10 protein-coding genes and 1 pseudogene are annotated in these 12391 nt (G+C 69.7%); 9 read left to right on the top strand and 2 right to left on the bottom strand.

Annotated features, from left to right (window positions below; genetic code table 11):
- Window positions 1-144 precede the first annotated feature (144 nt).
- The 3 genes from ABD355_RS15320 (at window position 145) to ABD355_RS15335 (ending at window position 5215) form a co-directional block, all read left to right on the top strand.
- Window positions 145-1569, top strand: a complete 1425-nt coding sequence (locus ABD355_RS15320) for a DEAD/DEAH box helicase (protein ID WP_425585738.1) — start codon at window positions 145-147, stop codon at window positions 1567-1569.
- A 364-nt stretch (window positions 1570-1933) separates the two neighbouring features.
- Window positions 1934-2422, top strand: coding sequence for a GNAT family N-acetyltransferase (locus ABD355_RS15330; RefSeq protein ID WP_344400831.1), 489 nt, complete (start codon window positions 1934-1936; stop codon window positions 2420-2422).
- 573 nt (window positions 2423-2995) lie between these two features.
- Window positions 2996-5215, top strand: coding sequence for a transglycosylase domain-containing protein (locus tag ABD355_RS15335; RefSeq protein ID WP_344400832.1), 2220 nt, complete (start codon window positions 2996-2998; stop codon window positions 5213-5215).
- A 305-nt stretch (window positions 5216-5520) separates the two neighbouring features.
- Here ABD355_RS15335 and ABD355_RS15340 read toward each other — a convergent pair whose 3' ends face one another.
- Window positions 5521-6741, bottom strand: a complete 1221-nt coding sequence (locus tag ABD355_RS15340) for a S53 family peptidase (protein ID WP_425585739.1) — start codon at window positions 6739-6741, stop codon at window positions 5521-5523.
- A 428-nt stretch (window positions 6742-7169) separates the two neighbouring features.
- Between ABD355_RS15340 and ABD355_RS15345 the strand changes: the two genes are divergently transcribed.
- The 4 genes and pseudogenes from ABD355_RS15345 to ABD355_RS15360 all read left to right on the top strand — a co-directional run bounded on the left by ABD355_RS15345 (window position 7170) and on the right by ABD355_RS15360 (window position 10376).
- Complete coding sequence (locus ABD355_RS15345; RefSeq protein WP_344400834.1) at window positions 7170-7538, top strand: J domain-containing protein; 369 nt, start codon at window positions 7170-7172, stop codon at window positions 7536-7538.
- 52 nt (window positions 7539-7590) lie between these two features.
- On the top strand, window positions 7591-9462 hold the full coding sequence (dnaK, locus tag ABD355_RS15350) for a molecular chaperone DnaK (protein ID WP_344400835.1): 1872 nt from the start codon (window positions 7591-7593) through the stop codon (window positions 9460-9462).
- A gap of 2 nt (window positions 9463-9464) precedes the next feature.
- Window positions 9465-9893, top strand: a pseudogene (gene grpE / locus ABD355_RS15355) (nucleotide exchange factor GrpE); the annotation flags it as partial.
- Between the two features lie 87 nt (window positions 9894-9980).
- Window positions 9981-10376 (top strand): DUF2267 domain-containing protein, encoded by a 396-nt coding sequence (locus tag ABD355_RS15360; RefSeq protein ID WP_344401223.1) that lies wholly within the window; start codon window positions 9981-9983, stop codon window positions 10374-10376.
- Between the two features lie 22 nt (window positions 10377-10398).
- On the opposite strand, the gene ABD355_RS15365 is transcribed toward ABD355_RS15360, so the two are convergent.
- Window positions 10399-11214, bottom strand: a complete 816-nt coding sequence (locus ABD355_RS15365; protein WP_425585751.1) for a helix-turn-helix domain-containing protein — start codon at window positions 11212-11214, stop codon at window positions 10399-10401.
- 82 nt (window positions 11215-11296) lie between these two features.
- Here ABD355_RS15365 and ABD355_RS15370 point away from each other — a divergent pair, with 82 nt between their 5' ends.
- Together ABD355_RS15370 and ABD355_RS15375 are read left to right on the top strand one after the other, a co-directional pair.
- Entirely contained in the window at window positions 11297-12118 is an 822-nt protein-coding gene (locus ABD355_RS15370) for a phytanoyl-CoA dioxygenase family protein (RefSeq protein ID WP_344400838.1), read from the top strand.
- A complete protein-coding gene (locus tag ABD355_RS15375; protein ID WP_344400839.1) occupies window positions 12115-12390 on the top strand; it encodes a hypothetical protein in 276 nt (91 codons plus the stop codon). The genes ABD355_RS15370 and ABD355_RS15375 overlap by 4 nt, the downstream gene beginning before the upstream one ends.
- Window position 12391: the final 1 nt, after the last annotated feature.

Raw genomic sequence — 12391 nt, forward strand, 5'->3', positions numbered from 1 at the left:
CACGGGCGGCCCGGGCGGTCTGGCCCGTGCTAACGTTGCGCTTTTGCTGAGTCGCTGTGTCGGCGCTCCCTTGAGTGTCTCTGGCCGGCGGCCGCTTCCCTGCCGCGCCTTCCTCGGTACGGTCCCTTCGGAGGAAGGCTCTCTGTGAGCGAATCAGCACGTGCCGGTGCCCGGCAGCAAGACGATGTGTCCGATGCGCCGGGCGCCACTTCGGCAGTGCCCACCGCCGCGTCCTTCGCCCAGTTGGGGTTGCCGGCCGAGGCTCTGCGGGCGCTGGATGAGCAGGGCGTGACCGTGCCCTCCCCGATCCAGGCGGCGGCGCTGCCGAATGCGCTCGCGGGACGGGACGTCCTGGGCCGGGGCCGCACAGGATCCGGCAAGACGCTCGCCTTCGGCCTGGGGATGCTCGCCCGGACGGCCGGGCAGCGCGCGCAGCCGAAAGAGCCGCTGGGGCTGGTTCTGGTGCCCACCAGGGAGCTGGCGCAGCAGGTCGGTGAGGCGCTCACCCCGTACGCCGAGGCGCTGCGGCTGCGGCTCGCGACCGTGGTGGGCGGCGTGTCCGTCGGACGGCAGGCCGCCGTGCTGCGGGATGGCGCCGAGATCGTCGTCGCCACGCCCGGTCGGCTGCACGACCTCATCGAGCGCAAGGACTGCCGACTGGGACGGGTGCGCATCGCGGTCCTGGACGAGGCCGACCACATGTGTGACATGGGGTTCCTGCCGCAGGTCACCGGGATCCTGGACCAGGTGCGTCCCGACGGGCAGCGGATGCTGTTCTCCGCCACCCTCGACGGCGACGTCGACCAGCTGGTACAGCGCTACCTGCGCGACCCCGCCGTCCACTCGGTGGACCCTTCGTCCAGCGCCGTCTCCGCGATCGAGCACCACGTCTTCGTCGTGCACGGCCCGGACCGGTACGCAGTGACCACGGAGATCGCCGCCCGGGACGGCCGCGTTCTGCTGTTCCTGGACACCAAGCACGGCGTCGACCAGCTCACGCGTCATCTGCGGGCCAGCGGCGTGGCCGCCGTCGCCCTGCACAGCGGCAAGTCCCAGCCGCAGCGCAGCCGGACCCTGTCCCAGTTCAAGAACGGACAGATCACCGCGCTGGTGTCGACGAACGTCGCCGCACGCGGCCTGCACGTCGACGACCTGGACCTCGTGGTCAACGTCGACCCGGCCACCGACCCGAAGGACTATCTGCACCGCGCGGGCCGCACGGCCCGGGCCGGCCGCTCCGGCACCGTCGTCACACTCGTCCTGTCGGGACAGCGCCGCGAGTCGAGCCAGGTCATGGCGGACGCCGACGTTGCCCCCAAGGTCACCAAGGTGCGGTCCGGCGAGGCGGAGTTGAGCCGGATCACCGGCGCCAAGGCCCCCTCCGGAAAGCCTCTCGACGGCGGACCGGCCGTACCGCGCCCCAAGAACCACAACGTGCCGTTCGGCGGCCTGGGCAGCACCAAGGACGCGAAGAGCGGTTCCGGTGGCAGGTCGTCGTCCCGCAAGAGCAGCGAAGCCCGCAAGCTCGCGGAGGCCCGTAAGGCGGCCCGGGTCCGGCGCGGCGGCTGAGCCGGGCACCGCGAGCCGCCGGCGGTGTCTTCGTCCACGCTGCTGGACGGATACGCCGACCGGAGATCGGTCGGGGGTCACGGGGCGGTCGGGCCCTCGGGGTCAAGGCGGCCCACTTCGACCGGCGGCCGACCCGCACTTCTGCGAAGTGTTCCACGCAGCGGGCGAGGCTGCTGCCCGCGGAGTCGGCGGTTTCACAAGGCTCCGGCCGTGGACGCCGATCCCGACGCGAAGGCGCTCTGGCCGGCCACCGCGTACTGCCCCGGGCCAACGCTCGCCGAGCTGATCGGAGCGGTGCAGGAACGCCTGCCCGAGCAGCCGACCCGCCGCACGAAGACAGGCCCCGGTGCGAAATACTCTCCCGATGAGTTCACGGACTTCCCCGATCAGCCAGTCGATCACGATACGGAGGGCTGTCGCGCGGGATGCCAAACGGCTCACGCGGCTCGTGCGCGGCTCAGGTGCCTACGAGGGTAAGTACGCAGCCGCGGTGGCGGGCTACCGGGTCGGGCCCGATTACATCGAGGCCCACCGGGCCTTTGTGGCCGTCGGCGGGGAGGAGCATGGAGGCCGGGTCCTCGGGTTCTACTCGCTCGTCCTCGCTCCACCGGAGCTCGACCTGCTGTTCGTCGCCGACGAAGCGCAAGGACGGGGTATTGGCCGGATGCTCGTGGCGCACATGCAGTCCGAGGCCCGTGCCGCCGGGCTCGACCGTCTCAAGGTCGTGTCGCATGTTCCCGCCGAGGACTTCTACCACCGTGTTGGTGCGGTGCGGACCGGGACCGCGTTCGCGAACCCGCCCGCCGTACCGTGGGACCGTCCCGAATTCGAGTTTCGCATTCCTTCGGAATGACGCGGTGGTGACCGCATGCAGGAGCCGCTGGACGCCACGCCTCCGTGGCCGGCGCCACCGTAGCAGCGGGCACTTCTGTCTCGTCAGGACCGGCGCCATGCGTCGACGGCCGTCGTACGCGCCGGCCGCCCAAGCTTTGGCAGAGCCGGTTGCTGTCGTATGCACCGCACCGCTTACTCTTACAGCTTGTAGTAACTGGCGAGAGCATCAGTGGGCCCCGGGCCAGGCCCTTTACGCGTCGTGGCGGGGCCGGTCGGCTTCGCAGCGGCGAGCGGGCCTGTGCCTGGCTGAGGAGTGGCGAGGATGAGTGAACACCGGCGCCGACCGTCGGGGAGGACCGGGCCGTCCGGCTCGGACGGTGTACCGTACGGCGGCCGTGCCGAGGCGCGCAGGGCTGCCCGGGCGGGGGATGGGCGGGGCCGCCGCGCGGCGGACAGGCCTCGTGCAGCTGCCGGGCGCTCCGGCCGGGCGGCCGCGCGGCGCACGAATGCGGCACGTTCCGGCCGGCGCCTCATCGACTACCCACGTGCGGGCAAGCGGGGCGTGCGGCGGTGGCTGCCCTCGTGGAAGCAGGTGCTCGGCACCTTCCTGCTCTTCTCCGGGGGCTTGCTGGGCCTGTTCTCGTACGCCTACGCGACGACGACGATTCCGAGCGCGAATCCCAGCACCCAGCAGCAGAGCAACACCTATTACTGGTCCGACGGCTCGGTGATGGCCACGCAAGGCTCGACCAACCGGCAGAACGTCGACCTGGCCCAGGTGCCCAAGGCGGTGCAGTGGGACTTTCTGGCAGCGGAGAACGCCACCTTCTACTCCGACCCCGGCATCGACACGCAGGGCATGCTGCGCGCTGTCTACCACATGGCCACGGGCGGCGAGGTGCAGTCGGGGTCCACCATCACCCAGCAGTTCGTGAAGAACACCTACCTCGACCAGAGCCAGTCGGTCACCCGCAAGTTGAGGGAGATCATGATCTCCCTCAAGATCGGTGGCCAGATGTCCAAGCAGCAGATCCTGCAGGGCTATCTCAACAGCTGCTACTACGGGCGGGGCGCTTACGGCATCGAGGCCGCGGCCAACACCTACTATCACGTCCACGCCTCCCAACTGACCGTCAGCCAGGGCGCGTTCCTCACGGCGACGGTCAACGAGCCGAGCGTGATGATGCTCGCCGACACCGACCCGCAGGCCAAGGCCCGGGCCACGGCGCGCTGGACGTACGTCCTGCAGCGCATGGCGAAGATCCACAAGATCACCGATGCGCAGGAACAGCAGTACCTGGCCGCCGGATTCCCGACGCCCAAGCCCTACACGCCGTCGGCGGGGATGTCCGGGCAGACCGGCTATCTGGTGCAGACGGCGCAGAAGTACGTCGAGGCCCATACGTCCCTCACCGACCAGCAGCTCGGCCACGGCGGCTACCAGATCTACACCACCTTCGACAAGAAGAAGGTGAAGGCGCTGGCGGCGTCGGTCGCGGCGATGGAGAAGAAGCACCTCGACCCGAAGCACCGCTCGGCCGACAAGGACGTCCAGGTCGGTGCGGCGTCGGTCGATCCGTCGAGCGGGGCGGTCGTGGCGCTGTACGGCGGAGCGGGCTGGGACAAGGGCCACTGGACCGACAACGCCGACGCCAAGGGGGTGCCGGTCGGCTCCACCTTCAAGCCGTTCGACCTGGCCGCCGCCCTTGACCACGGAGCCGTACTCTCCCCGGGCCACTCGCCTTCACCGATCACCCCGGACTCCAAGTTCAACGGCGACGACGGCATAACCATCAAGAACCAGCAGGGCCAGGAAATGCCCGACTCGGGCGACCCCACGGGGCTCCTGCACCAGCGCAACGACGTTTCCACGAAGTGGGGCTACATCACCCTGCGCAAGGCCATGGAGCAGTCGGTCAACACCCCGTACGTCCAGCTCGGCGAGTACGTCGGCTACGACAACGTGGAGAACGAAGCCCTCAAGGCGGGCCTGCTGCGGGGCAGCCTGCAGTACGACACCCCCGGCTTCTACATCGGCACCTCCACCCCCTCGGCGATCCGCATGGCCGGCGCGTATGCCACCTTCGACGACGGCGGTGTCCAGCACGAGCCGTACTCGGTGACCAAGGTCATCGCCGACGGTCGGCAGCTGCCCGGATTCGAGGCGCCCAAGGGGACGACGGCCATGCCCGCCGCGACCGCCGACACCGTCACCGACGTGCTGCAGGGCGTGGTCAAACACGGCACGGGCACCAATGCCCAGGCCCTGGGCCGCCCGGCGGCCGGCAAGACCGGCACCACCGACGACTACAAGTCCGCCTGGTTCATCGGGTACACCCCGCAACTGGTCACCTCGGTCAGCATGTTCAAGGAGGATCCGAAGAACGCCGGTCTGCAGTCGATGCAGGGCGTCGGCGGCTACACCAAGGTCTTCGGCGCCGACATGCCCACCGAGATCTGGACCGGCTACATGACCGCCGCCCTGAACGGCCGGCCCGTCCAACAGTTCCCGCCCGCACCCCAGCTCGGCCAGGGCAGCGACGAATTCGGCGCCCCCTCGCCGACCCCCTCCGCCACCGCGAGCACGCCGTCGGCCACCCCGACCGCACCGAGCCCGACCCCCGGACCATGCCACGGGAAGAAGAAGGACTGCCCCAGCCCGACCCCGACCGACACCGCCGGCACCACCACCGGCGGCGGCTCGACCGGGGGTGCGGGCGACGGCGGACTGCTCGGCGGCACTACCGGCGGCAGCACCTCACCCACACCGACACCCACGTCAAGCCCCATCGGCCGCGGCCGGCATCCGTAACCGACGAGACGCCGTCACATGGGTGCACGGACAGACGGAGGGGCGGCAGTGCAGCGGCGGGACGATCCAGTGAGCCACGGCTGGCGGCGGCGTCCCAGCGGTGCACAGACAGGGCGCCGCCTTGTCCGGGTGCCCCGCGTGCAGAGGCCACCGAGAGGCCGACCGTGCGGCCCCACACGCGGGGCGGTCGGAGCCGACGTCGACGTCGGCTCCGACCCGAAGGCGGAGGATCAGGAGTGCCGGAACAACCGGGCGGTGGTCCTCCGCTTGGTGCACATGTCCAACCGGTTACGCCAGGCGGATGTTCAGCCGGTGAACGCGGCCGTCCCGTTCGGGACGCCGAGCCCGGACGGGCCGTCGTACCCGGTGGTGCCGGTGCAGAGGTAGGAGCCGCCGCAGCTGCCGTTGGAGCCGCTGGTGACGTCGTACAGCGCCGAGGTGTGCGCGTACGGGAAGGAGCCCGGGTAGGAACCGGCGGACGGGGCGCCGCCCAGTGCGTACGTCGCCGCGATCAGCGGGGAGGAGGCGCTGGTGCCGCCGAAGACCATCCAGCCGGTGGCCGAGCGGTAGCTGTCGTAGACCGCGACACCGGTGTTCGGGTCGGCGACCGCGGACACGTCCGCCACCGTGCGGTTGGCGCAGCCGGTGTCCTTCTGCCAGCTGGGCTTGGCGTCGTACGTGGAGCAGCCGGAGCCCGCACCGCTCCACACGGTGTCGGTCCAGCCGCGCGAGTTCGACGCCGTCGTCAGGGACGTACCGCCCACCGCCGTCACGTACTTGGACGCGGCCGGGTACTCCACGCCGTAGCCGTTGTCGCCGGAGGAGACGGTGATGGCGACGCCCGGGTGGTTGAAGTAGCTGGAGTCGTACGTCGCGTCGCTGGAGGACTCGGAGCCGCCGTAGCTGTTGGAGACGAACTTCGCGCCCAGCCGCACGGCGGTGTTGACGGCCGTGCCGAGGTTGGTCATGCTCGCCGAACTGGCCTCCACCAGCAGGATCTTGCAGTTCGGGCAGGCCGCGCTGACCATGTCGAGGTCGAGGGATATCTCCTCGGCCCACCCGGAGTCGCCGCGCGGGTAGCTGGTGCCACCGCTCTGGCCGACCTTCTTGAAGCAGCCGTTGGCGGTGGTGCAGGCGGACAGGCCGTACTGGGAGCGGTAGGTGGCGAGGTCCGACTCGGCGTTGGGGTCGTCGTAGGCGTCGACGATCGCCACCGTCTGACCCGAACCTCCGCTCGCGGAGGGCAGGTTGTACGCCGACTGCAGCGAGGCGGGGCCGTAGCCCGAGGGTGCGGCGGCGGCCGTCAGGTCGCTCTCGGCGTGCGCCGACTTCGGGGTGCCGGAGGTGACCTGAAGGGCGTGGCAGGCCATCTCGCCCTTCTTCGTCGGCGTCGCGCAGGCGTGGGCGACGGTGATGCCGTGGGACGAGGAGGTGGTGGCCTGGGCTGCCTGGCCGAGCGGGGCGGCCAGGGCGAGGGCGGCCGTGGCGAGCGTGGCCACAGCGGTAAGGGAAACGGTTCTGCGCAACGTACGTCCTTCACATAGTGGGTGAACCGGGAAGGGCTGTGGGGGGTGCGCGGTACGACCTCGGTGCGGGGTGTGCACCGTGATCGCGCAGACCGTATGGATGTCGGGGTCACGACAACAAGGTGGCGGTTGAATCAGGGACGTTCCTTTGCGTTTCCTGAGGCTTTCATGTGCTGTTGCCGAGTAAGTCGTGGCCGAAATTCGGCCCTACCATGGCTTGACCTACGTGGGCATGACGTTCGGTGCCGGCGGTGCAGCAGCTGTGTCGCCCAGCGCCTTTCCCCTTGACCCCGGCAGCCCGGAGAGGTGCCGACGATCCCCCTCCTCCCAAAACAAGCCTTGACAACAACGGGCTCAAGTTTTATTTCAGGACTGAAGGCAGGTGAGGATGAAGCCGCAGCTCGCAGCAGGTGAGGAGGTGGGCCGGGATGCAGGCACAAGATCATGGAGCGGACCTGTACGCGGTGCTGGGGGTGGAGCCCTCGGCGACGACCGAGGCGATCACCTCCGCCTTCCGGGCCCGGGTGTGGGAACTGCGTCCCGACACGCGTGTGGACGCGGCCACCGCCGAACGGTTCGGTGAGGCGCGGGCGGCGTACGAGACGCTTCGCGATCCGGTCCTGCGCGCGGCCTACGACCGGACGTACGAACGGACGGCGGAGCGGGCAGACGACCGCGGACCTGTCTTCGTGCGGCCGGTCGGTCCCGCCCAGCGGTACGTGGTGGTGCTGGGGGCCGCCCGCCCCGAGCCGCTGCTGCGCGCCGGTCCCGTCCGGTGGGAGCGGCCGTCCCGATGACGCCGACTGACCAGAGACGTGAAGCAGCGCATGGGTGAGGAGGAAGAGCGAGATGGCGCGCTCGGTCGGTATCGACCTGGGAACGACGAACTCGGTGGTCTCGGTCCTCGAGGGTGGCGAGCCCACGGTCATCACGAACACGGAAGGCACGCGGACCACGCCCTCGGTGGTGGCGTTCGCCAAGAACGGCGAGGTGCTGGTCGGCGAGGTCGCCAAGCGGCAGGCCGTGACGAACGTGGAGCGCACCGCGCGTTCCGTGAAGCGGCACATGGGGGACCACGCGTGGCGGTTCCCGGAGCACGGCGACATCGACGGCAAGCGGTACACCGCGCAGGAGATCTCCGCGCGCGTGCTGCAGAAGCTGAAGCGGGACGCGGAGTCATATCTCGGCGAGGACGTCACCGACGCGGTGATCACCGTGCCCGCGTACTTCGACGACGCCCAGCGGCAGGCGACGAAGGAGGCCGGTGAGATCGCGGGTCTGAACGTCCTGAGGATCATCAACGAGCCGACGGCCGCCGCGCTGGCCTACGGGCTGGACAAGGAGAACGACCAGACGGTCCTCGTCTTCGACCTCGGCGGCGGCACCTTCGACGTGTCGCTGCTGGAGATGGGGGAGGGCGTCATCGAGGTGAAGGCCACCAACGGCGACACCCACCTGGGCGGTGACGACTGGGACCAGCGGATCGTCGATCACCTGGTCAAGCAGTTCAAGAACCACTACGGGGTGGACCTGTCCAAGGACAAGATGGCCGTACAGCGGCTCCGTGAGGCGGCGGAAAAGGCGAAGATCGAGCTGTCCAGCTCCTCGGAGACCACCATCAACCTGCCCTACGTCACCGCGTCCGCCGAGGGCCCGCTGCACCTCGACGAGAAGATGACCCGGGCCCAGTTCGAGCAGCTGACCGCCGATCTGCTGGAGCGCTGCAAGGCACCGTTCCACAACGCGATCAAGGACGCCGGGATCAAGGTGTCCGACATCGACCACGTCGTCCTGGTCGGCGGCTCGACGCGCATGCCTGCGGTCACCGAGCTGGTGAAGGAGCTGACCGGCAAGGACCCGCACAAGGGCGTCAACCCGGACGAGGTCGTGGCCGTCGGTGCCAGCCTGCAAGCCGGCGTGCTCAAGGGCGAGGTCAAGGACGTCCTGCTGCTCGACGTCACCCCGCTGTCCCTCGGCATCGAGACCAAGGGCGGCATCATGACCAAGCTGATCGAGCGCAACACGACCATCCCGACCCGCCGTTCGGAGATCTTCACCACGGCCGAGGACAACCAGCCGTCGGTGACGATCCAGGTCTACCAGGGCGAACGCGAGATCGCCGCGTACAACAAGAAGCTCGGCATGTTCGAGCTGACCGGCATCGCACCCGCCCCGCGCGGGCTGCCGCAGATCGAGGTCGCCTTCGACATCGACGCCAACGGCATCATGCACGTCTCCGCCAAGGACCTCGGCACCGGCAAGGAGCAGAAGATGACCGTCACCGGCGGCTCCGCGCTGCCCAAGGACGACATCGACCGCATGGTCCGCGAGGCCGAGCAGCACGCCGAGGAGGACCGGCGCCGCCGGGAGGCCGCCGAGACCCGCAACCAGGGCGAGCAGCTCGTCTACTCGACCGAGAAGCTCATCGAGGACAACGCGGACAAGATCCCGGCCGAAGCGAAGAGCGAGACGGAGACCGCGCTGGCCGACCTCAAGGAGAAGCTGAAGGACGAGAGCACGGACACGGCGGCGATCCGGCAGGCGATCGACCGTGCGTCGCAGGCCGCCCAGAAGATCGGCACGACCCTGTACGAGAAGTCGCGGGCCGAGCAGCCGACGGGTGCGGCCGGGGCGTCCGCAGGCGGCACGGCCGGTGGCTCGTCGGAGGACGAGGTGGTGGACGCCGAGATCGTCGACGACGACAAGCCGGAGGCCGGCTGACGATGACCGGAAGTGAGCCGCAGAGCACCGAACTGCACCAGCTGCGGCACCTGGTGGAGGAGCGGACCGCCGACCTGCAGCGGGTGAAGGCCGAGTACGACAACTACCGCAAGCGGGTGCGGCGGGACCGCCTGGCCGTCCGCGAGATCGCGGTGGCCAACGTGCTCCGGGCGCTGCTGCCGGTCCTGGACGCCGTCGACCGGGCGTGCGCGCACGAGCCGCTCACGCCCGGTCTGAAGGACATCGCCGACACTCTGAAGGGCCGGCTCGGCTCGCTGGGCGTCACGTCGTTCGGTGAGGTGGGCGATCCGTTCGACCCCGCCTGTCACGACGCCCTGACGTACCAGGTCTCCGACCGGGACCGCCTGGTGTGCTCGACGGTCCTGCGTTCCGGTTACCGGCTCGGCGGGCAACTTCTGCGTCCGGCCGCCGTGGAGGTCACCGGACCGGCTCCACCGCGAGGAACCCGCGGGGAAGCGCCCTCGTCCGTCGGTGGCCCGCCGTTGACGCAGGAGGTCATGCGCGTGTCCTGGGACGCTTTCATCGCCGCAGTCCAGGAACGCGGTGCATACCCTTCGCAGCAGGAGGCAGAACGAGCCTCCCGGGTCGTCATGGCCCTGCTGGGCGCCCATCTGGTGGGCGAGGTGCGCGCCGAGCTGGCCGCCCGGCTCCCCGAAACGCCGGCGTACGTCCTGCTCAACCCGCTCCAGGCACACGAACCGCTGCCGCCCGAACGATTCGTCCGGGCAGTCGCGGCCTGGATCGACGGCGCCACGGAGAAGACCGCCACACGGGACGTCAGCGCCGTCCTCGGCGTCGTGGCCGACATCGCCGGCGAGGATCTGACGAACCGCATCCTGCTTCAACTCCCACGGGGCTACGACCTGCTGTTCGGCTGCCCGCGGCCAGACTGACCCACCCCCGACGGGTCCCCGTTCAGCCAGGTCGGCTGACTTGCGCCGCCCCGGTGGCATCCGTGATGTCCAGCCCCGCAAGGGCGCCCGCACGTACGTCACGTGGGCTCGCGCCGAGTTCACGGCGGCAGGCCTTGTTGAAGGCCTGGAGGTCGGCGATGCCCACGGCCGCGGCGATGGCGGTGATGGAAAGGGTGGACGACAACAGGAGGTGCCGGGCGCGTTGAAGGCGTCGGTGGCGGATGTACGACACGACCGTGAGGCCGGTTTCGGCACGGAACACGCGCGTCAGGTGGGTGTGGGAGATTCCGACAGCGTGAGCGACGTCCGGTACGGACAGCGGTCCGGCCAGGTGTTCCTCGACGTAGGCCTGTGCGGCGGCCACGAAGGGATGGCGGCGCCCGGCTCCCTCGCCCCTCGGCAACTCGGCGATGCGCCACAGAGCGGTCCAGACCTCGGCCGTGGCCCGCGGGGGAGAGGTCGGCATGGCCGTGACGGCGTGTCGCAGCAGATCTGCCAGCCGTGCGCTCTCGGCCGCGGCGTCCTGCATCACCGGCACCACCCGCGCGGTTCCGCCCTCGTGCAGCCGCAGATGGACGTAGAAATGCTCCGACCTGCCCCGGTAGTGAAAGTGCACCTCGGTGTTCGGCGGCACCAGGCTGACGTGGCCGGGGCGTATGGGGTGGACCGACTGCCCGAGGGACAGCGCACCCTCGTAGTGGTAGAGGTGCAGCTGCCACAGGTCGGGCAACCGGAAGACGTCGTGGGCGGTGGAGACGCCGTGAACTCCGATACCGGCAGCGACCACGGTGGGCGCCTCGTCGAGCCGTAGCGTCACATGCTTCACGAGGATGGAAAACTACCAGCACTGGACGATTTCAGCCCACGACCGAGCCGGACTCGGCACGTACGTTCGTCGCATGTCAACCAGCAAGCAACTCCTGACATCGGTTCAGGTGGCGCGCTTCGTCGCGCAGGGATTCCTGCGCCTGGACGGGGTGGTGCCCCAGGAGATCAACGAACGGGCCATCGCGGCCCTGACCGAGGGCCTGCCGGAAGTGTCCTACGGCACCCCGCTGGGCGGGGCGTTCGCGCCGGACACCTTCGTCCACGAGCTGCTCGCCCTGCCGGTCGTCGCGGGCGCCGTCGAGAGCCTGGTCGGCCCCGAGCCCACGGTCGACCACCATGCGGTTCATGTGCGCGAGCCGCACGAGGGACAGGCACAGCCGCTGCACGCAGACGCGATCATCGATGTGCGGCCGGATGCGTTCGACATCCAGCTCATGTACTACCCGCACGAGGTGACCGCCGAGATGGGCGGCACCCTCAGCGTGCCCGGAAGCCATCTGCGCAGGGTCAACGAGACGGACGTCGGCCGGGTCCAGAACCTCAAGGGGCAGACTCGTCTCACCTGCCCGGCGGGCACGGTCGTTCTCGTGCACCACGGCATCTGGCACGGTGGCCGCCGCAACGACACCGCGGGCCGCCGCTACATGTACAAGCTCCGCCTCAACCCGACCGTGCCGCAGGTGCGCCTGTGGGACCTCTCCGACCTGCACGACCCTGCGGTGACCGCTGAGCTCAACACGTACTTCCCGTGGTACGAGCAGGCCGCGGCACGACTGGAGATCTACAACCGGGCCCTGCTGTGGCGGGCCCTGACCGGTGACGACTCCTTCGACGTCGAGTACTGGGTCACGCGCGTCAGCAACCGGCCGACCCTGAGCAGGAGTCACGCATGAGGCAGCAGGTTCTGGTCCTCTATCTCGCGACGTCGGCGCTGGACTCCCACGTGGTGGGCTGGTCCCGGTACGACGGGACGGGCCGGACCCGTCCGACGACCGGTGACAGCGACGAGCCGCCCTACGCCACAGGCCTTGACGCACTGCTCGACGGCTGGCGCCTGTTCCAGGCCTCCCAACTGCTCCCACCGCAGCCCGGCCACGAGTACGACGTCTCCTTCCTCAAGCACGAGTTCTTCTTCGAGAAGCTGGAGGACGGCTCCGGCCGGTGAC

It is taken from the genome of Streptomyces longisporus (genome assembly GCF_039532765.1).
Classification (GTDB): Bacteria; Actinomycetota; Actinomycetes; order Streptomycetales; family Streptomycetaceae; genus Streptomyces; species Streptomyces longisporus.

Bases quoted from the DNA above. Each gene is read 5' to 3' on its own strand.
- ABD355_RS15330 (WP_344400831.1), top strand. From the start codon at position 1,934: ATGAGTTCACGGACTTCCCCGATCAGCCAGTCGATCACGATACGGAGG.
- ABD355_RS15345 (WP_344400834.1), top strand. From the start codon at position 7,170: ATGCAGGCACAAGATCATGGAGCGGACCTGTACGCGGTGCTGGGGGTG.
- dnaK (WP_344400835.1), top strand. From the start codon at position 7,591: ATGGCGCGCTCGGTCGGTATCGACCTGGGAACGACGAACTCGGTGGTC.
- ABD355_RS15360 (WP_344401223.1), top strand. From the start codon at position 9,981: ATGCGCGTGTCCTGGGACGCTTTCATCGCCGCAGTCCAGGAACGCGGT.
- ABD355_RS15370 (WP_344400838.1), top strand. From the start codon at position 11,297: ATGTCAACCAGCAAGCAACTCCTGACATCGGTTCAGGTGGCGCGCTTC.
- ABD355_RS15375 (WP_344400839.1), top strand. From the start codon at position 12,115: ATGAGGCAGCAGGTTCTGGTCCTCTATCTCGCGACGTCGGCGCTGGAC.